19 protein-coding genes are annotated in these 17,726 nt (G+C 68.4%); 11 read left to right on the top strand and 8 right to left on the bottom strand.

What is annotated here, in order from left to right; all coding sequences use genetic code 11:
• Together A7B20_RS15210 and lgt are read right to left on the bottom strand one after the other, a co-directional pair.
• The coding region (locus A7B20_RS15210) for an SAM-dependent methyltransferase (RefSeq protein WP_172961030.1) at positions 1-623 on the bottom strand (623 nt) is incomplete at its 3' end.
• The gene (lgt, locus tag A7B20_RS15205; RefSeq protein WP_102109434.1) at positions 620-1,519 is read right to left on the bottom strand and encodes a prolipoprotein diacylglyceryl transferase; all 900 of its coding nucleotides are present in this window, start codon (positions 1,517-1,519) and stop codon (positions 620-622) included. The genes lgt and A7B20_RS15210, both read right to left, overlap by 4 nt.
• 94 nt (positions 1,520-1,613) lie before the next feature.
• Between lgt and A7B20_RS15200 the strand changes: the two genes are divergently transcribed.
• The 7 genes from A7B20_RS15200 to A7B20_RS15170 all read left to right on the top strand — a co-directional run bounded on the left by A7B20_RS15200 (position 1,614) and on the right by A7B20_RS15170 (position 5,748).
• Positions 1,614-1,862 carry an accessory factor UbiK family protein gene (locus A7B20_RS15200; RefSeq protein WP_102109433.1) on the top strand — a complete coding sequence of 83 codons (249 nt, stop codon included), beginning with the start codon at positions 1,614-1,616 and terminating at the stop codon, positions 1,860-1,862.
• A gap of 65 nt (positions 1,863-1,927) precedes the next feature.
• Positions 1,928-2,353, top strand: coding sequence for a ferritin-like domain-containing protein (locus A7B20_RS15195; RefSeq protein WP_102109432.1), 426 nt, complete (start codon positions 1,928-1,930; stop codon positions 2,351-2,353).
• A 270-nt stretch (positions 2,354-2,623) separates the two neighbouring features.
• A complete protein-coding gene (locus A7B20_RS15190; protein WP_102109431.1) occupies positions 2,624-3,127 on the top strand; it encodes a type III secretion system chaperone family protein in 504 nt (167 codons plus the stop codon).
• 61 nt (positions 3,128-3,188) lie between these two features.
• Positions 3,189-3,578 (top strand): hypothetical protein, encoded by a 390-nt coding sequence (locus A7B20_RS15185; protein WP_102109439.1) that lies wholly within the window; start codon positions 3,189-3,191, stop codon positions 3,576-3,578.
• Between the two features lie 66 nt (positions 3,579-3,644).
• Positions 3,645-4,457 (top strand): pyrroline-5-carboxylate reductase, encoded by an 813-nt coding sequence (proC, locus tag A7B20_RS15180; RefSeq protein ID WP_102109430.1) that lies wholly within the window; start codon positions 3,645-3,647, stop codon positions 4,455-4,457.
• A complete protein-coding gene (locus A7B20_RS15175) occupies positions 4,454-4,792 on the top strand; it encodes a tRNA-binding protein (protein WP_102109429.1) in 339 nt (112 codons plus the stop codon). Before proC ends, A7B20_RS15175 begins: the two co-directional genes overlap by 4 nt.
• Positions 4,792-5,748, top strand: coding sequence for a 2-hydroxyacid dehydrogenase (locus A7B20_RS15170; RefSeq protein ID WP_102109428.1), 957 nt, complete (start codon positions 4,792-4,794; stop codon positions 5,746-5,748). Before A7B20_RS15175 ends, A7B20_RS15170 begins: the two co-directional genes overlap by 1 nt.
• A gap of 74 nt (positions 5,749-5,822) precedes the next feature.
• On the opposite strand, the gene A7B20_RS15165 is transcribed toward A7B20_RS15170, so the two are convergent.
• Positions 5,823-6,407: a thymidine kinase gene (locus A7B20_RS15165; protein WP_102109427.1), complete on the bottom strand. Its 585-nt coding sequence runs from the start codon at positions 6,405-6,407 to the stop codon at positions 5,823-5,825.
• 99 nt (positions 6,408-6,506) lie between these two features.
• Between A7B20_RS15165 and A7B20_RS15160 the strand changes: the two genes are divergently transcribed.
• Positions 6,507-6,971, top strand: a complete 465-nt coding sequence (locus tag A7B20_RS15160; protein WP_245866978.1) for a phosphate-starvation-inducible protein PsiE — start codon at positions 6,507-6,509, stop codon at positions 6,969-6,971.
• A 122-nt stretch (positions 6,972-7,093) separates the two neighbouring features.
• Here A7B20_RS15160 and A7B20_RS15155 read toward each other — a convergent pair whose 3' ends face one another.
• Positions 7,094-7,639 (bottom strand): flavodoxin domain-containing protein, encoded by a 546-nt coding sequence (locus A7B20_RS15155; protein ID WP_102109425.1) that lies wholly within the window; start codon positions 7,637-7,639, stop codon positions 7,094-7,096.
• A 709-nt stretch (positions 7,640-8,348) separates the two neighbouring features.
• Between A7B20_RS15155 and A7B20_RS15150 the strand changes: the two genes are divergently transcribed.
• Positions 8,349-8,591 (top strand): pilus assembly protein HicB, encoded by a 243-nt coding sequence (locus A7B20_RS15150; RefSeq protein ID WP_157937700.1) that lies wholly within the window; start codon positions 8,349-8,351, stop codon positions 8,589-8,591.
• Positions 8,592-8,672: 81 nt separating this feature from the next.
• On the opposite strand, the gene carB is transcribed toward A7B20_RS15150, so the two are convergent.
• The 3 genes from carB to A7B20_RS15135 all read right to left on the bottom strand — a co-directional run bounded on the left by carB (position 8,673) and on the right by A7B20_RS15135 (position 14,637).
• Positions 8,673-11,966, bottom strand: a complete 3,294-nt coding sequence (gene carB, locus A7B20_RS15145; protein ID WP_102109423.1) for a carbamoyl-phosphate synthase large subunit — start codon at positions 11,964-11,966, stop codon at positions 8,673-8,675.
• A 70-nt stretch (positions 11,967-12,036) separates the two neighbouring features.
• On the bottom strand, positions 12,037-13,329 hold the full coding sequence (locus A7B20_RS15140; protein ID WP_102109422.1) for a glycosyltransferase family 87 protein: 1,293 nt from the start codon (positions 13,327-13,329) through the stop codon (positions 12,037-12,039).
• A gap of 96 nt (positions 13,330-13,425) precedes the next feature.
• The gene (locus A7B20_RS15135; protein WP_102109421.1) at positions 13,426-14,637 is read right to left on the bottom strand and encodes a class I SAM-dependent methyltransferase; all 1,212 of its coding nucleotides are present in this window, start codon (positions 14,635-14,637) and stop codon (positions 13,426-13,428) included.
• A gap of 169 nt (positions 14,638-14,806) precedes the next feature.
• Here A7B20_RS15135 and aspS point away from each other — a divergent pair, with 169 nt between their 5' ends.
• On the top strand, positions 14,807-16,582 hold the full coding sequence (gene aspS, locus A7B20_RS15130) for an aspartate--tRNA ligase (RefSeq protein ID WP_102109420.1): 1,776 nt from the start codon (positions 14,807-14,809) through the stop codon (positions 16,580-16,582).
• A 14-nt stretch (positions 16,583-16,596) separates the two neighbouring features.
• Entirely contained in the window at positions 16,597-17,097 is a 501-nt protein-coding gene (locus tag A7B20_RS15125; RefSeq protein ID WP_102109419.1) for a DUF1993 family protein, read from the top strand.
• Between the two features lie 81 nt (positions 17,098-17,178).
• Here A7B20_RS15125 and A7B20_RS15120 read toward each other — a convergent pair whose 3' ends face one another.
• A complete protein-coding gene (locus tag A7B20_RS15120) occupies positions 17,179-17,655 on the bottom strand; it encodes a hemerythrin domain-containing protein (protein WP_102109438.1) in 477 nt (158 codons plus the stop codon).
• Between the last annotated feature and the right edge of the window lie 71 nt (positions 17,656-17,726).

Below are 17,726 nucleotides of genomic sequence, written 5' to 3'. Positions count from 1 at the left end.
ACCAGGCCGCCGTCGGGGACCTGTCCGGGGCGGCCAGGCTGGAGCGGCGGCGGCACCGGGTCGGTCAGGCCGAAGGCGAGGCGGCCGTCGGCGGCGCCGACCACCCGCTCGCGCCAGCGGTCGCCGTCGCGCAGGAACTGGCGCACGGGCAGGGCATCGAAGAACTCGTTCGCGACCAGGAACAGCGGCAGGTCGGGCAGGTCGGCGATGCCGTCGTTCCACACCGGCGCGACCCCCGGCAGCCTGCGCGCCTGCTCGGCCCTGAGCCGCGGCGAGGCCTCGACCAGATGCAGCCTCATGCCCTCGTGAAACCCGGGCACCCCGCGCGTCGCCCTGAGCACGTCGGCCATCAGCGTGCCGCGTCCGGGGCCAAGCTCGGCCAGCGCGAAGGGTGCGGGCGCGCCGCGGTCGAGCCAGGCCTGCGCGAGGCAGAGTCCGATCAGCTCGCCGAACATCTGGCTGATCTCGGGGGCGGTGACGAAGTCGCCCTCCGCGCCCAGGGGATCGCGGGTGGTATAGTAGCCGTGGACCGGGTGCATCAGGCAGGCAGACATGAAGGCGGCCACCGTCATCGGCCCCTCGGCGGCGATCTGGCGCAACAGCAGCGCTTCGAGCGCGCTCATGCGGTCGTCGGCGCGCGCCGGGCGCGGGCGAAGGCGATCAGGCCGAGGCCGAGGACGATCATCGGCAGCGACAGCAGCTGTCCCATGGAGACGCCGAGGGCGCCCAGCTGCACGACATGGCCCAGCGGATTGTCGGGCGTGATGAACTGCGCGTCGGCCTGGCGCACGAACTCGACGAGGAACCGCGCGGTGCCGTAGCCCGCGACGAACAGGCCCATGATCTGACCGGGGCGCTTCAGCCAGCCGCGGCGGTAGGCGAGGAACACCAGCAGGCCGCCCAGCAGCAGCCCCTCGAGACCCGCCTCGTACAGCTGCGAGGGGTGACGGGCGCAAAGCCCTTCGACGCCGGGGCAGTCCTGCGCCGCCTGTCCGGGGAAGATCACCGCCCAGGGCAGGTCCGAGGGGCGGCCCCAGAGCTCGGCGTTGATGAAGTTGGCGATGCGGCCGAGGAACAGCCCCGGCGGCGTGCAGAGCGCCATCAGGTCGCAGATGCTGAGCAGCGGGACGCCGTGGCGGCGGGCGAAGAGCAGCCCGGCGACGGTGACGCCCAGCATCCCGCCGTGGAACGACATCCCGCCCTGCCAGATCATCGGGATCTCGATCGGGTTCGCGAGGTAGTAGGCAGGCTGGTAGAACAGCACGAAGCCGAGCCGCCCGCCGAGGATGATGCCGAGGATGACGGAGGTGATGAGCTCCTCCACCGCTTCGGGCGTCATCGGCGCGGTGTCGCGCGGCCAGAGCCGCGCCCGGCGTACCGTGGCGCGGGCCAGCTGCCAGCCGAGCAGGATCCCGGTGATATAGGCCAGCGCATACCAGCGCAGCGCGAAGCTGAATCCGCCGAGGTCGATCGAGAAGATCTCGGGGCTGATGTCGGGGAAGGACAGGACCATCTGCATGGCGGCAGGAAGGCCGCGATCCGCGCGCAGTGTCAACCTTGAGAATTGTCCGGGCCGCCGCCATATTGGAGGCAACCCAGAAAGGAAGCCTGCCATGCAGACCCGCAACAAGATCATGGACGATATCTCGCAGCTGATGACCAACGCCATGGGCGTGGCCCAGGGCGCGCGGACCGAGGCCGAGACGGCGATGAAGAGCCTCGTCGACCGCTGGATGGCAGACCGCGATTTCGTGACCCGCGAAGAGTTCGACGCCGTCCGCGCCATGGCCCAGAAGGCCCGCGAGGAGAACGAGCAGCTGAAGGCGCGGCTCGACGCGATGGAGAGCAAGACCGGCGCCTGAGGGCGCGGGAACTTTGCCGTCCGATCCAGCTTGATTCCGGATATCCACTTTTCCGGAGAGTCGAGATGGATCACGACCACGATTTCGAAACCCTGTCGGCGGCGCATACCCGCACCGTCGACGCGAAGACCGGCTTCGTCCGCATGACCGACAAGGCCGAGCCCGAGTTCCGCCCCGTCGCCGAACGCTTTGCCGCCCTGCACCAGGACCACGCCACCCGGCTGTCCGGCCACCTGCGCCGGATGGGCGTGACGCCGGACGAGGACGGCTCGTTCATGGGCAGCGTGAACAAGGCGGTCGTCACCGTTCGTTCATGGTTCGACGATATAGACGCCGACGTGATGGACCAGGTGCGGGACGGCGAGCAGCACGTCCTCGACAGCTATGACGAGGCGATCGCGGACCCGGTCAATGGTCCCGTGGTCGACGATCTCCGTGCGATGCGGGGCGAATTGCAGAAGCTCCTCAGCCAGAGCGGCGGTCTGGGCTGAAAACCGCTCGTGCGGGGGGCGAAACCGTCGGGGGCCATGGCGTTTTCCGCGCCATGGCCCTTATTCACGCCGTCGTGCAGTGCATCCCCCGAAAAATCGGGATTATCCACAGAACGAGGCGCTTATCCCCAAATAAAGGCTTTACAGGTCATTGCGTTTGGTCACACCATATCTTGTAAGAACGGCACACAGGCAACGCCGCAATTAGACAAGACACCAAGCTGTGGTGGGGGCAGGCTCCGAAATCAGCGATAACAGATGAGGCAAATCATGTCGCTAGCCGAGCAGTACTACGATACCGAGGATCTTCATCCCATCGATATCGTCGAAACCCTGGCGGAACACCATGCCTGGGAATTCGACCGCGTGGGGGACGACCAGATCGCCATGGCGGTCGAGGGCCAGTGGCGCACCTATTCGATCACCCTCGCCTGGTCCGGCTTCGACGAGACGCTGCGGCTGATCTGCACCTTCGAGATGGAGCCGCCCGAAGACCGGCTGCCCGAGCTTCACGCGACGCTGAACGCGGCGAACGATCACTGCTGGTCCGGCGCCTTCACCTACTGGGAGGCGCAGAAGCTGATGGTCTTCCGCTATGGCCTGGTGCTGGCCGGCGGCCAGATGGCGGGACCCGAGCAGATCGACACGCTGATCCGCAATGCGGTGACGGCGGCGGAACGCTTCTATCCCGCGTTCCAGTTGGCCGCCTGGGGCGGACGGACGGCGGCCGAGTCGATCCAGGTCGCCATTGCCGAGGCCTATGGCCGGGCCTGATCTTAACCAAAGGTTAACAAATCGTTAACGCTGGCCCGCGGCATCTGCTATGCCCCGGGCCATGCCCCTCGAATCCGAACTCGCCGCGATCCTCTGTTCCTTCGTGCTGAACGGCGCGACGGAGGTCAGCCACCCTTACAGCGTCGGCTACGACCTGCACCGCATCCGCGTCGACTGCGAGACGGCGGATGAGGTGGTGGAGGTCGGACTGGACAAGCGGTCGTCGCTCGACAGCGTGCAGCAGGCGCTGTTCGCCGCGTCCCTCACGGGCAAGGCGCCGGTGGTGGCGCTGATCGACACCGACGGACGCGAGGGGCCGTACGAGCTGCGCATCAGGACCGTGGCGAAGATGGCCGGGGTCCGCTACACCGTCTACAAGCGCCATGCCCTGATCCGCACCCAGATGACATGGTGGCTGCGCAGCCGCCGCCTGCCCGACCGCGGCTTCTGAGAGCCGAAGATCGCGGTTTTCCCTGTCGGCGCCCTTCGCTAGAGTCGCGGCAAGGAGGACGCTGCGATGGACATGACGGATGTGCGCGAGCGCGGGCTGGTGCTGCTTGGCTGCGGCAAGATGGGCTCGGCGCTGTTGCAGGGGTGGCTGGCCGGGGGGCTGCCCGCCTCGTCGGTCTGGGTGAAGGATCCGAACCCCTCGGACTGGCTGAACGAACTGGACGGGCTGCACCTGAACGAGGCGTTGCCGGGCGATCCCGCGCTGGTACTGGTCGCGGTGAAGCCGCAGATGATGGCCGAGGCGCTGCCCGATCTGAAGGCCATGGGCGGCGGCGGCACGCTGTTCCTGTCGGTGGCCGCCGGCACCCCGATCCGACACTATGAAAACGTCCTGGGCGAGGGCACGCCGGTGATCCGCGCCATGCCGAACACCCCCGCCGCCATCGGCCGGGGCATCACCGCGATCATCCCGAACGGCCCCGGCGCCGCGTCCATGGACCTGGCCGAGGCGCTGCTGATGGCCGTGGGACAGGTGGTGCGGCTGGAGAGCGAAGGGCAGATGGATGCCGTCACTGCAGTCTCCGGCTCCGGCCCCGCCTATGTCTTCCACCTGATCGAGACGCTGGCGAAGGCCGGCGAGGCACAGGGCCTGCCCGCCGATCTGGCCATGCGGCTGGCCAAGGCCACCGTGGGCGGCGCGGGGCAGCTGGCCGAGGACTCGGCCGAGGACCCCGCGCAGCTGCGCGTCAACGTCACATCGCCGAAGGGCACGACGGCGGCGGCGCTTTCGGTGCTGATGGACGAGGACACGGGATTTCCGGCGCTGCTGCCCCGCGCGGTCGCGGCGGCGGCGGACCGGTCGAGGGAGCTGGGACAATGAGCGAGATCACCTACGACGACTTCCAGAAGATCGACATCCGCGTCGGCGTCATCACCAGGGCCGAACCCTATCCCGAGGCGCGGAAGCCCGCGACCAAGCTCTGGGTCGATTTCGGCGGCGACATCGGCGAGAAGAAGAGTTCCGCCCAGATCACCAAGCATTACGACCCCGAGACGCTGGTGGGCCGCCAGGTGCTGGCCGTGGTCAACTTCCCGCCGCGCCAGATCGGCAAGGTGAAGTCCGAGGTGCTGGTCCTCGGCGCGCCGGACGCCGAGGGCGAGGTGGTGTTGCTGCGCCCGGACCACGACGTGCCCGTCGGCGGGAGGATGTTCTGATGCCCGACCTGCTGATCACCCGCCGCCTGCCCGATGCCGTGCTCGACCGCGTGGGGCGGTCCTTCGCCGTCACCATGCGCGACGACACCACGCCGATGACCGAGGACGAGCTGGCCGAGGCGATGGGGCGCTACGACGCGATCCTGCCGACGCTCGGCGACAGGCTGACCGCCGCGGCCTTCGACCGGGCGGGGGAGGTGCGCTGCAGGCTGCTCGCCAATTTCGGCGTGGGCTACAACCACATCGACGTCGCGGCGGCCCGCGCGAAGGGGATCGAGGTCAGCAACACGCCGGGCGCCGTGACCGACGCGACGGCCGACATCGCCATGACGCTGATGCTGATGACCTGCCGGCGCGCCGGCGAGGGCGAGCGGATGGTCCGGGCCGGACAATGGGGCGGCTGGCACCCGACGCAGCTTCTGGGCCAGCATGTCAGCGGCAAGACGGTGGGGATCGTCGGCCTCGGGCGGATCGGCAAGGCGATCGCGAAGCGCTGCCACTTCGGCTTCGGCATGGACGTGGTGTTCCACAACCGCTCGCGCGTCGAGGATCCCGGGATGCCGGCCCGCCAGCTCGACACGCTGGAGGAGGTCGCGGGCACCTGCGACGTGCTGATCGCCGCCGTTCCGGCGACGCCCGAGACGCACCACATGATCGGCGGCGCCGTCTTCGCGGCGATGAAGCCCACGGCGGTCTTCGTCAACATCGCGAGGGGCGACATCGTGGACGAGGCGGCGCTGATCGCGGCGCTGGAGGCGGGGCGGATCGCGGGTGCCGGGCTGGACGTCTACGAGTTCGAGCCGAAGGTGCCGGATGCGCTGAAGGCGATGGAGAACGTGACCCTGTTCCCCCATCTCGGCACCGCGACCCTGGAGGTCAGGACGGCCATGGGCATGATGGCGGTGGACAACCTCGTCGCGTTCTTCGAGGACGGCAGCCTGCCCAACCGGGTGTGACCTGAAGGAGGCGCCTTGCGGCGCCACGCCATCTCCGCGCCGCCGCCTTCGGCTCTGGCGCGGGGGTGCGGGTGTCAGCCAGGATCGCCCATGGCCAGACGCCAGTGGCGGCGGCAGAGCGAGACATAGGTCTCGTTGCCGCCGATCTGGATCTGCGCGCCTTCCTTCAGCGGCTTGCCCGAGGCGTCCTGGCGAATGACCATTGTCGCCTTGCGTCCGCAGTGGCAGATGGTGCGCACCTCGCGGATCATGTCGGCCAGCGCCAGAAGGGTGGCCGAGCCGGGGAAGAGCTCGCCCCGGAAATCGACCCTGAGGCCGTAGCACATCACCGGGACCTTCAGGTCGTCCGCCACCCGGGCCAGCTGCCAGACCTGCGCGGGCTCGAGGAACTGCGCCTCGTCGAGGAAGACGCAGGCGACCGGCCGCTCCGCGTGCTGCTCCGCGATCCGCGCGAACAGGTCGTCGCCCGGGGCAAAGGTGTCGGCCGTCTGCCCGATCCCGATCCGCGACCGGATCAGGCCCGCCCCCGCGCGGGTGTCGAGCTGCGCGGTCAGCAGGAACGGCCGCATGCCGCGCTCCGCATAGTTGTGGGCCGCCTGCAGCAGCAGGGTCGACTTGCCCGCGTTCATGGTCGAGTAGTGGAAGTAGAGCTTGGCCATGGCAGGCACCTAGCCGAGCGGCGACAGGCGGGCAAGGGCGCCGGAGGGTGCGGCGCCGTGACACCGGAACGCGGTCCGCGGATCCCGCGTTGGAGGCGCATGGAAACGACGAGGGAGCTCGCCGTGGCGCGGAGGGACGACCGGAGCGGGACGGGCGCAGGCCCGGGCGGACACATGGAAGGTCCCGAGGCGGGCGCCCGCGAGGCATCGGTCGCGCTCACCATCTTCCACCTGATCGAACGGGCGCTGCTGATCGTGGTCGTGCTGATGACCGTGGGCGGCGCGGGGTTCGAGATCTGGAAGGTCTGGGAGAACCGCACCATCACGCTGGCCGACATCCTGCTGATCTTCCTCTACCTCGAGGTCATCGGCATGGTCGCCGTCTTCTATGCCGAGCGGCAGTCGGTCTTCGTCTATCCGATCTTCATCGCCATCACCGCGCTGGCCCGGCTGATCATCCTTCAAGGCAAGGAGATGGCGCCGGAGAACATCCTGTTCGAGGCGGTGGCGATCCTGATCCTCTCCGTCGCGGCGATGATCATCCTGCGGCTGCGCCAAGAGTGAGCCCCGGCGGCGCGCGGCGCGCCCGCGTGTCCCCGGGGATGGCGGCGCGCGGGGCCCCGGCGAGGCATCCCTTCCGTGGCCGGCGTCTGCGATTGCGCATCGCCCGCCCGTCCGCTGCCCGCTCAGGACGCCGGGGCGGCAGGCGCGGATGCGAGGAAGGAGGCGAGGGTTTCGCGCAGGGCGTCCCAGTCCGTGAACTCGTGCGCGCCCCGGGCCGGGTCGTAGGGACGGCCGCGCAGAACGACGTGGCGGATCAGCTGCGAGGCGAAATAGTCGTATTCCCCGGTCTTCACCGCCCCGGCGACCAGCGCCTCGGCATCGGGGGTGAAGCCGGTGCGCATCTCCATCTCGGTCAGGTAGTCCTGCGCCTCCTCCAGCCCCTCGGGGAAGGCGGCGGAGAGGCTGACCGACAGCATCAGGGTCCGCTTTTCCTTCAGCTCCTCGCGGCGGGCGGCCAGCAGCACCTCGAAGGCTTCCGGGTGGCGGCGTTCGTGGACCGGGGCGGCGAGGATCACCGCGTCGGCGCCGTCGAGGGAGACGGCGGCGGTCTTCGCCGTGACGTCCACCAGCGCCACCTCCTGACCCGCGGCCCGAAGGGTGTCGGTGGCGAAACGGGCGATCTTGTGGGTCTGCCCCTCGCATGTGGCGTAGAGGATGAGGATGGTCATGGGCGGCCTCCGTGGTTTCGAGGCACGGTAGGGGAGCGGGGAGGCGGGGGCCTTGTTCTGGATCAAGAGGGGTTGGGCGAGGGTGGGGTGAAACCCCATCCTACCGGAGCGCGGCGAATGCTGCGAAGATGGGTGGGCGTCATGCGGAGGACCTTACGATGATGGCACGGACAACCTCGGTCCCTCCGTCATTCCCGAAGGCGGTGGCCGGGGCCTGGAGGGGCGGCCGGAGCGAGGGCGCAAGAGTGCCGGTTGTTGTGCCGGGTGGGGTGAAACCCCACGCGACGCTTTCCAGTTAGGAGGATTAGGCGACTATGCAAGATAAAATGAAGGGTGCAATTATTGGCGTGCTCGTCAGCTGTCTGTGCGCATTGGTGTTTTGGCTGGGCTTGCAGTCCGGTAGCTTTAGAGCTCAGCGGTTTTGGTATTTCTACTCAGCAATGTTTTATCTCAGCATTTTTCTAGCTTTGTGGTTTTTCTTTCGACATATAATTTGGGAAGTAATCCGGAGAGTATTTAAGAAATGACGAGCTCCTATACGTTTAGAGATGAGGGCTCTCTGCCGCTCGACGACGATGAAGGCGAGACTTTGCTGGGATGCATGAGCAGACACATACCTCCGACCTACAAGAACTGGATCAAGTGTTGGCGATGATCGGGCCGGACGAGGGTGGGGTCACCCTACCGGATCGTGGGGAATGGTGCGACGATGCGCCTGTTTAGTGTGAAAGGCTTGGCAATGAAGGAACGGATAACTCCGCACCTTCCGGCATCGCTGAAAGCGGCGGCGGAGGATTTTGCTTCTAAGTACGGGGTGTCCCTCAACCAGTTCATCTCAATGGCCCTGGCGGAGAAAGTCGGGGCACATCGGGCGTCGAACTTCTTCGCCGAGCGGTCGCAGGATGCGGATGCGGAGCGGGCGGTGCGGTTTCTGGAGGGGCGGCCGGAATGAGGGGGCGCGGGCCGTGGTGGTCGTTGCGGGTGGGGTGAAACCCCACCCGACGCTTTCAAGCCAAGCTTGCTTGGGTGGGCGTCACCCCTGCAACGCCCTGACCCCAAGCTCGCCCTCGTCCCGCGCCTGCATCGCCAGCGCCGCCGCGTGGGAGGCCGCCAGCGTGGTGAAGTAGGGGATCTTGTCCATCAGGGCGACGTTCCTCATCGAGCGTGAGTCCTCGATGGCCCGGGCGCCCTCGGTGGAGTTCATCACCAGCGCCACGCCGCCGTCCTTCATCACGTCGACGATGGTGCGGCCGCCCTCGTAGACCTTGTTCACCTCGGTCGCGGCGATGCCGTTCGCCTTCAGGAAGGCGGCGGTGCCGCGGGTGGCCAGCAGGCTCATCCCGAGGCCGGTCAGGATCCGGGCGGTGTCGAGGAACTGGTCGGTCTTGTCGGCGTCCTTGATCGACAGGAAGGCGGTGCCGGAGGTCGGCAGGGTCACGCCCGCGCCCATCTGCGCCTTGAGGAAGGCCTGGGGGAAGGAGCGGTCCCAGCCCATGACCTCGCCCGTCGAGCGCATCTCGGGGCCGAGCAGGGTGTCGACGCCGGGGAAGCGGGCGAAGGGCAGCACCGCCTCCTTGACCGAGTACCAGGGCATCGCCGGGTCGGCCAGCGTCATCGGGTCGGCATAGGGCAGCGTGTCGTCCGGCCCGGTGCCCGCGGGATAGGGCGGACGGCTGGGGAAGGCCGAGAGCTTCTCGCCGGCCATGAGGCGGGCGGCGATGGAGGCGATGGCGCTGTCCGTCGCCTTGGCCACGAAGGGCACGGTGCGCGAGGCGCGGGGGTTCACCTCGAGCACGTAGATCGTGCCGTCCTTGATCGCGAACTGGACGTTCATCAGGCCGACGACGCCGAGCTTCAGGGCCATGGCGGCGGCCTGGCGCTCCATCTCCTCGATCAGGTCGTCGGGCAGGGTGTGGGGCGGGAGCGAGCAGGCGGAGTCGCCGGAGTGCACGCCGGCCTCCTCGATGTGCTGCATGACGCCCGCGACGTGGACGTCGGTGCCGTCGCAGAGGCAGTCGACGTCCACCTCGGTCGCGCCGGAGAGGTAGCTGTCGAGCAGGACCGGGGTCTTGCCCGAGACGACAACGGCGTCGCGGATGTAGCGGGCGAGGTGGGCGTCGTCGCGCACGATCTCCATGGCGCGCCCGCCAAGGACGTAGGAGGGGCGGATCACCAGCGGGTAGCCGACCTTCTGGGCGATCTCCATGGCCTCGGCGTCGGAGCGGGCGATGCCGTTCACCGGCTGCTTCAGGCCCAGCTCGTTCAGCATGGCCTGGAACCGCTCGCGGTCCTCGGCGAGGTCGATCGCGTCGGGGGAGGTGCCGAGGATGGGGATGCCCGCGTCCTGAAGCGCGTTGGCGAGCTTCAGGGGGGTCTGGCCGCCGAACTGGACGATGACGCCGTGGAGCGTGCCGTTCTCCTGCTCGACGCGGAGGATCTCCATGACGTGCTCGAAGGTCAGCGGTTCGAAATAGAGGCGGTCGGAGGTGTCGTAGTCGGTGCTGACCGTCTCGGGGTTGCAGTTGATCATGATGGTTTCATAGCCCGCGTCCGACAGGGCGTAGCAGGCGTGGCAGCAGCAGTAGTCGAACTCGATCCCCTGGCCGATGCGGTTGGGGCCGCCGCCGAGGATGACGACCTTCCGGCGGTCCGAGGGGCGCGCCTCGTCCTCGACCTCGCCCATGACGGGGGTCTCGTAGGTCGAGTACATGTAGGGCGTCTGCGCCTCGAACTCGGCGGCGCAGGTGTCGATGCGCTTGAACACGGCGGTGACGCCGAGGTTGGTGCGGGCGCGGCGCACCTGTTCCTCTTCCCGGCCGGTCAGGTGGGCGAGGCGGGCGTCGGTGAAGCCCATCATCTTCAGGCGGCGCAGGCCCTGTTCGGTGACGGGCAGGCCCTTCTTGCGCACCTCCGCCTCGGTCTCGACGATCTCGCGGATGCGGGTGAGGAACCAGGGGTCGTATTTCGTCACCGCGTGGATGTCGTCGTCGGACAGGCCGTGGCGCATGGCCTGGGCGATGGTGCGCAGGCGGTCGGGGGTCTGGCGGGCAAGCGCCGCGGTGATGCTGGCGGCGTCGGGGGCGCCGGGGATGTCGATCTCGTCGAAGCCGGTGAGGCCGGTCTCGAGCGATGCCAGCGCCTTCTGCATCGATTCGTGGATGGTGCGGCCGATCGCCATGGCCTCGCCCACCGATTTCATCGCGGTGGACAGGAGGGGTTCGGAGCCAGGGAACTTCTCGAAGGCGAAGCGGGGGATCTTGGTCACGACATAGTCGATGGTCGGCTCGAAGGAGGCGGGCGTCACCTTCGTGATGTCGTTGTCGAGCTCGTCCAGCGTGTAGCCCACGGCGAGCTTCGCGGCGATCTTGGCGATGGGGAAGCCGGTGGCCTTGGACGCCAGCGCGGACGACCGGGACACGCGCGGGTTCATCTCGATCACCACCATGCGGCCGTCGTCGGGGTTCACGGCCCACTGGACGTTCGATCCGCCGGTTTCCACCCCGATCTCGCGCAGCACCGCGATGCTGGCCGAGCGCATGATCTGGTATTCCTTGTCGGTCAGCGTCAGCGCCGGGGCGACGGTGATCGAATCGCCGGTGTGCACGCCCATGGGATCGACGTTCTCGATGGCGCAGACGATGATCGCGTTGTCCGCGCGGTCGCGCACGACCTCCATCTCGAACTCCTTCCAGCCGAGCAGGGACTCGTCGATCAGGATCTGGGAGACGGGCGAGGCGTCGAGGCCGGACTTGCAGTAGTATTCGTATTCCTGCCGGTTGTAGGCGACGCCACCGCCGGTGCCGCCCAGGGTGAAGGCCGGGCGGATGATGGCGGGCAGGCCGACATAGTCGATGGCGGCCATGCACTCGGCCATGTTGTTGGCGATGGTGGCCTTGGGGTTCTCCAGCCCGATCCGCTCCATCGCCTCGCGGAACAGCTTCCGGTCCTCGGCCATCTCGATGGCCTTGCGGTTGGCGCCGATCAGCTCGACCCCGAACTTCTCCAGCACGCCCATCTCGTCGAGCTTCAGCGAGGTGTTGAGCCCGGTCTGCCCGCCCATGGTGGGCAGCAGCGCGTCGGGGCGCTCCTTCTCGATGATGCGCGCGACGATGTCGGGCGTGATCGGCTCGATATAGGTGGCGTCGGCGAGGCCCGGGTCGGTCATGATCGTCGCCGGGTTCGAGTTGACGAGGATGACGCGGTAGCCCTCTTCCCGCAGGGCCTTGCAGGCCTGTGCGCCGGAATAGTCGAACTCGCAGGCCTGTCCGATGATGATGGGGCCCGCGCCGATGATCATGATGGACTTGATATCGGTTCTTTTCGGCATGGCGCATCCCTCGGGCAAATCGCCGGGGGTTATAGCCGTGTGGGGCCGGGGCGCAAGGTCTGTGGTGCGTTCAGCCTGCCGATACGGTGCGCCCGGCCTTGTGGTCGGCGCCGGCGGCCGTGCCGTGGCGCGGCCGCGGGGGACGGAGCAGCATCATCAGCCACAGCGCCGTCATGGCCGCCGCTCCGAGGACCGACAGGTGCGACAGAACCAGCGGGCCAAGGCCGGGCGTCGTCAGCACCGGCAGGCTGAGGGGGGCGAAGACGGCCAGCAGCGTCGCGGGGTGCCAGCGCACCAGCAGTGCCGGAGCGAAGGCGACGGCGGCGAGGAAATGGTGCGCCCAGGCCAGGGGCGAGACCATGGCGAGCGCGATCATCGCCGCCGGCCAGAGCAGCACCCGGTGCGGCCGCCGTGCGAAGGCAACGGCGAAGCCGCCGAGGACGCCCAGCAGCGCCAGCCTGTCCAGCGTCGTCCAGAGCGCGCCCTTGCCGACGACGCCGATGGTCGCCGAATGGGCCTCGTACCCGGGCACCGTCACCTGGCGCGCCAGGATCTCGGCGCCGTGCCATGTCCCGGCGAGCGTGTCGAGCGAGAAGGTCAGCGGCAGCACCACGGCGGTCTGCGAGATGGCGTGCAGCTGGCGCAGGAACGCCGCATGCAGCGGCCAGCCGGCCAGCGCGAGAGAGAGCGCCGCCAGCCCGGCCCCGGTGACGGCGAAGGCGGCGGTGGCGCGTCCCTCCCGCCGCGCGACGAGGAAGACGACGAACAGCGCCGGATAGACCTTGATCGCGGCGGCCAGCGCCAGCGCGGCCCCGGCGACGACCGGCGCGCGGGCGCCCAGCCGCTCGATCGCCAGCACGCACAGGAAGGCCACGAGGATCTGCGGCTGCCCCTGTTCCAGCGCGACCGCGCCGAAGATCGTGCCGTGGAAGACCAGCGCGCCGAACAGCAGGAACAGCGGCAGCGCCAGCACCCGCCCGGTCGCGCGCCAGGCCAGCCAGCTCGTCGCGAGCCCCAGGGCGACGTTGATCCAGAGCGCGGCGCGCGCGAAGGTCGCGAAGCGCAGGGTCTCGGTCAGAGGGGCCACCAGCGCGGCGGTCAGCGGCGGATAGAGATAGGGATAGACATGCTGCCCGTGCCCCGCCGCCGCCGCCATCGCAGCCCACTCGCCGGGCGGGCGCATGGTGAACATCGTCTCGGCCGGGTAGACGAGGTGGGGCGCGCCCGCGGCCAGCGACTGGCCCGCCAGCCAGAGCGCCAGCAGATCCGCCGACATCGGGACGCGCAGAGCGGCGTGAAGGCAGACCGCCAGCGTCACGCACCACAGGACGCTGCGGGTCGCCGTGCCGATCTCTCTGGTCACTGCCTCGCCCCCGCCTGTCGACCTCTGCCCGTCAGGGTGCCCGTCGGCGATGGCGCAAGCGGGGCGGTCCCGGTGCAATTCCGTGGCAGGCCGGCATCAGCCGGCCGTGTCGCCCCCGTAGAGGTAGTCCCGCGTGATCGGCACCGCCTCCTTGTGGTGGGCCAGCTGTGCCTGGAACACCACCTGGGGGCCGTAGCGGAAGGTGAGTTCCGAGGCGATCAGGTAGAAGCGCCACATGCGGCAGAAGCGGTCGTCGTAGAGCGCGCGCACCTTGTCGATGTTGGCGACAAAGCGGTCGTCCCAGTGGCGGAGCGTCTTGGCATAGTGCATCCGCCAGACCTCGACATCGGTGATGTAGAGGCGTTCCAGCTCGATCGCCGCCGTCATCTCGGACATGGCGGGGATATAGCCGCCGGGGAAGATGTACTTCTCGATCCACGCGCTGGTCGCGCCCGGCGGGCCGGAGCGGCCGATGGTGTGGATCAGCGCCACGCCCTCGGGCGCCATGCGCTCTCGGACGGTGCGGAAATAGGTGCGGTACTGCGGCACGCCGACGTGTTCGAACATTCCGACCGACACGATGCGGTCGAAGGTCTCGGTCAGTTCCCGGTAGTCCATCAGCCGGATGTCGATCCGGTCGGCCAGCCCCGCCTCGGCCGCGCGCTGGTTGGCGATGCGGTGCTGTTCCTCCGACAGCGTGACGCCGACGACGCTGGCGCCGTGGTCCTTCGCCAGGGTCAGCGCCATTCCGCCCCAGCCGCAGCCGATGTCGAGGACCTTCATCCCCGGCTCCAGCCGGAGCTTCTTCGCGATGTGCTGCTTCTTCTGCTCCTGGGCCTGTTCCAGCGTGTCGTCGTCGCTGCGGAAGTAGGCGCAGGAGTATTGCTTGTCGGCGTCGAGGAACAGGTCGTACAGGGTCGAGGACAGGTCGTAGTGATGCGCCACGTTGGCGCGCGAGCGGCCGACCGGGTTCCACTGATGGACCGCCCGCAGATAGCGGCGGCTGAGGCGAAGCGGGCGCTGCCACGCCATGGGCGGCGCGTCCGTGGTGTTCGCGACGACGAGATCGAGGAAGCCGCGCACGTCGTCGTTCTCGATCTGGAGCGTGCCTTCCATGTAGCCCTCGCCGACGCCGAGGTCCGGCGTGGTGGCGATCCGGCGCAGAAGGCTCGGGTCGGTCAGGCGGACCGAGACGGGATCGCCGGTGCCGTCCCCGGCGGTCAGCTTCTTTCCCGATGGCAGTGTGACATGCAGCGTGCCCCGCCGCAAAAAGCGCATCAGGAAGGTTTCGAACATCCTTTCCCACATGGCGCGCCCCCTCTCGTTTTCGTTATCACCCGAGCAACCTGCGACATTCTGTCGGGAATTCAAGCAGACTCGGCCGGCTTCGGCCGATGCGGTCCTTGACTTCCCGGTCGCAGGCGGGTGTATCGGCGCGGATCAAGGCCCTTAACCGCAAAGCCCCGGGGGAGTTCCCATGCACGCCTACCGCAGCCACACCTGTGCCGCCCTCTCTGCCCAGAACGTGGGCGAGACCGTGCGCCTGTCCGGCTGGGTCCACCGTGTCCGCGACCACGGCGGCATCCTGTTCATCGACCTGCGCGACCACTACGGCATGACCCAGGTGCTGTGCGATCCCGACTCGGCCGTGTTCAGCCAGGTCGAGAAGGTGCGCGCCGAATGGTGCATCCGGATCGACGGCGAGGTGAAGGCGCGCGACCCAGAGCTCGTGAACCCGAAGATCCCGACCGGCGAGATCGAGGTCTTCGTGCGCGACATCGAGGTGCTGGGCGCGGCGGGCGAGCTGCCGCTGCAGGTGTTCGGCGACCAGGAGTACCCCGAGGAGACGCGGCTGCGCTACCGCTTCCTCGACCTGCGCCGCCAGAAGCTGCACGACAACATCGTGCTGCGTTCCGAGGTGGTGAAGGACCTGCGCCAGCGGATGTGGGACCAGGGCTTCAACGAGTTCCAGACGCCGATCATCACGGCGTCCTCGCCGGAAGGCGCGCGCGACTTCCTGGTCCCCTCGCGCCTGCATCCCGGCAAGTTCTATGCGCTGCCCCAGGCGCCGCAGCAGTTCAAGCAGCTGATCCAGGTGGCGGGGTTCGACCGCTACTTCCAGATCGCCCCCTGTTTCCGCGACGAGGATCCGCGCGCCGACCGTTCGCCCACCGACTTCTACCAGCTGGACGTCGAGATGTCGTTCGTCCGGCAGGAGGACGTATTCGCGACGATCCAGCCGGTTATCCAGGGCTGTTTCGAGCGCTTCGGCGGCCGGCCGGTGGATGCCAACTGGCCGATGATCTCCTATGCCGATTCCGCGCTCTGGTACGGCACCGACAAGCCCGACCTGCGCTGCCCGATCAAGATGCAGGTGGTGTCCGAGCATTTCGCGGGGAGCGGCTTCGCCATCTTCGCGAAGCTCCTGGCGCAGGAGGGCACCGAGATCCGCGCCATCCCCGCGCCCGGCGGCGGGTCGCGCAAGTTCTGCGACCGGATGAACGCCTTCGCCCAGAAGGAAGGGCTGCCCGGGATGGGGTACATCTTCTGGCGCGACGGCGACGACGGGATGGAGGCGGCCGGCCCGCTGGCCAAGAACATCGGCCCCGAGCGGACCGAGGCGATCCGCCAGCAGCTGGGCCTCGGCAAGGGCGACGCGGCCTTCTTCCTCGGCGGCAAGCCCGCCTCGTTCGAGCGGGTGGCGGGCCGCGCGCGCACCGTGATCGGCGAGGAGCTGGGGCTGACCGACCTGAACCGCTTCGCCTTCGCCTGGATCGTCGACTTCCCGATGTACGAGAAGGACGAGGAGACCGGGAAGATCGACTTCTCGCACAACCCGTTCTCGATGCCGCAGGGCGGGATGGAGGCGCTGGAGCGCGATCCGCTGAAGGTGCTGGGCTTCCAGTACGACCTCGCCTGCAACGGCTACGAGCTGGTGTCGGGCGCGATCCGGAACCACAAGCCCGAGATCATGTTCAAGGCCTTCGAGCTGGCGGGATACGGCGAGGACGAGGTCAGGAAGCGGTTCGGCGGCATGGTCAACGCCTTCACCTACGGCGCGCCGCCCCACGGCGGCTGCGCGGCGGGGATCGACCGGATGGTGATGCTGCTCGCCGACGAGAGCAACATCCGCGAGGTCATCATGTTCCCGATGAACCAGCGGGCGGAGGATCTGATGATGGGCGCGCCGTCCGAGCCCACCAACGAGCAGCTGCGCGAGTTGCGGCTGCGGGTGCTTCCGCCGGAATCCTGAGCCCGAGACCCGACATGTACGCCGAGGCCGTCCCCGTCGCCCGCCACGCCCTGAGCCGGATTTCCCACCTGCTCGACATCGTGGAGGCGTCGGGGCGGGCCGAGGCGCTGCTGTCGGCGCGCCTGTCCGAGGACATGTGGCCCTGCCGCGGCCAGCTGGCCAGCGCCACGGGCTTCGTGCTGCGCGCGACCCTGCCGCTGGCCGGGCGCGAGGTGCCGGTGGTGACGCTGGACTCCGACCTCGCCGCCCTGCGCCGCAAGGTGACGGAGGCGGCGGCGCTGCTCGACGGTCTCGACGCGGCGGATTTCGCGGGCGCGGCGCAGCGCGAGGTGGCGCATCGGGCGGGTTTCGCGGACCTCCGGCAGTCGGGCGCGGATTACCTGCGGCTCTTCGCCTTTCCGAACCTCTGGTTCCACGTCGCCATGGCCTATGCCGTGCTGCGGGCCGAGGGGGTCGAGATCGGCAAGGAGGATTATGACGGGCAGCACCGCTACCGGAAGGGGTTCCGGTTCTGAGGGGCTGCCCGGCCTGCACTGGCGATCCAGACGGGGCCGGGCCGAAGACCGGCCTGCCGCTTTTGTCCGAGAACGGAGGCGTCAGTCCTCCAGACTGTCTTCCTTCTTCTCCTCGACCAGCTTCCGCTCTTCCTCCTTGCGCTTCAGGAAGCGGTCGCCGTAGCCCGAGATCTCGCTCTCCGGGATCTCCTCCTTCGCACGGGTGAAGACCTCGTCCTCTTCCTCGTCGATGTGGTGGAGGTAGTCGTGCTCCAGCGTCCTGAACTTCTGGAGCCAGCCCGACGAGCTCATGTCCATGTCGTTCAGCTCTTCCATCAGGTCGTCGAGCTCCTTGTGCTCGGACACCGAGTGGCGGGCGGAATCCTGGCCCCAGGTCTTCGAGATCAGCTTGGAATAGAAGGTCTCCTCCTCGGCGGCGGCGTGGGATTTCACCTCGTGGTAGAACTTCGACCAGGCTTCCTTCCGCTCCTCGCTGGCGCCTTCCGTGCCGCCGATGGTTTCGAGCAGGGCGCGGTGTTCGTCATGGTCGGCCTTGATGGCCTCGTAGATGGATGGCATGCGGTCCTCCGGAAATATGCGACGGGTCAACCAACCCGCGCCGCTCCGGTTCCCTCGGGTCACGAGATCGA

This window comes from Oceaniglobus roseus (assembly GCF_002869745.1).
GTDB lineage: Bacteria > Pseudomonadota > Alphaproteobacteria > Rhodobacterales > Rhodobacteraceae > Oceaniglobus > Oceaniglobus roseus.
This window is presented reverse-complemented; position numbering and strand designations above follow the sequence as displayed.

Bases quoted from the DNA above. Each gene is read 5' to 3' on its own strand.
- A7B20_RS15170 (WP_102109428.1), top strand. From the start codon at position 4,792: ATGCCCGACCTGCTGATCACCCGCCGCCTGCCCGATGCCGTGCTCGAC.
- A7B20_RS15120 (WP_102109438.1), bottom strand. From the start codon at position 17,655: ATGCCATCCATCTACGAGGCCATCAAGGCCGACCATGACGAACACCGC.
- A7B20_RS15165 (WP_102109427.1), bottom strand. From the start codon at position 6,407: ATGGCCAAGCTCTACTTCCACTACTCGACCATGAACGCGGGCAAGTCG.
- A7B20_RS15200 (WP_102109433.1), top strand. From the start codon at position 1,614: ATGCAGACCCGCAACAAGATCATGGACGATATCTCGCAGCTGATGACC.
- A7B20_RS15185 (WP_102109439.1), top strand. From the start codon at position 3,189: ATGCCCCTCGAATCCGAACTCGCCGCGATCCTCTGTTCCTTCGTGCTG.
- A7B20_RS15160 (WP_245866978.1), top strand. From the start codon at position 6,507: ATGGAAACGACGAGGGAGCTCGCCGTGGCGCGGAGGGACGACCGGAGC.
- A7B20_RS15190 (WP_102109431.1), top strand. From the start codon at position 2,624: ATGTCGCTAGCCGAGCAGTACTACGATACCGAGGATCTTCATCCCATC.
- A7B20_RS15150 (WP_157937700.1), top strand. From the start codon at position 8,349: ATGCGCCTGTTTAGTGTGAAAGGCTTGGCAATGAAGGAACGGATAACT.
- A7B20_RS15195 (WP_102109432.1), top strand. From the start codon at position 1,928: ATGGATCACGACCACGATTTCGAAACCCTGTCGGCGGCGCATACCCGC.
- aspS (WP_102109420.1), top strand. From the start codon at position 14,807: ATGCACGCCTACCGCAGCCACACCTGTGCCGCCCTCTCTGCCCAGAAC.
- A7B20_RS15155 (WP_102109425.1), bottom strand. From the start codon at position 7,639: ATGACCATCCTCATCCTCTACGCCACATGCGAGGGGCAGACCCACAAG.
- carB (WP_102109423.1), bottom strand. From the start codon at position 11,966: ATGCCGAAAAGAACCGATATCAAGTCCATCATGATCATCGGCGCGGGC.
- lgt (WP_102109434.1), bottom strand. From the start codon at position 1,519: ATGCAGATGGTCCTGTCCTTCCCCGACATCAGCCCCGAGATCTTCTCG.
- proC (WP_102109430.1), top strand. From the start codon at position 3,645: ATGGACATGACGGATGTGCGCGAGCGCGGGCTGGTGCTGCTTGGCTGC.
- A7B20_RS15125 (WP_102109419.1), top strand. From the start codon at position 16,597: ATGTACGCCGAGGCCGTCCCCGTCGCCCGCCACGCCCTGAGCCGGATT.
- A7B20_RS15175 (WP_102109429.1), top strand. From the start codon at position 4,454: ATGAGCGAGATCACCTACGACGACTTCCAGAAGATCGACATCCGCGTC.
- A7B20_RS15135 (WP_102109421.1), bottom strand. From the start codon at position 14,637: ATGTGGGAAAGGATGTTCGAAACCTTCCTGATGCGCTTTTTGCGGCGG.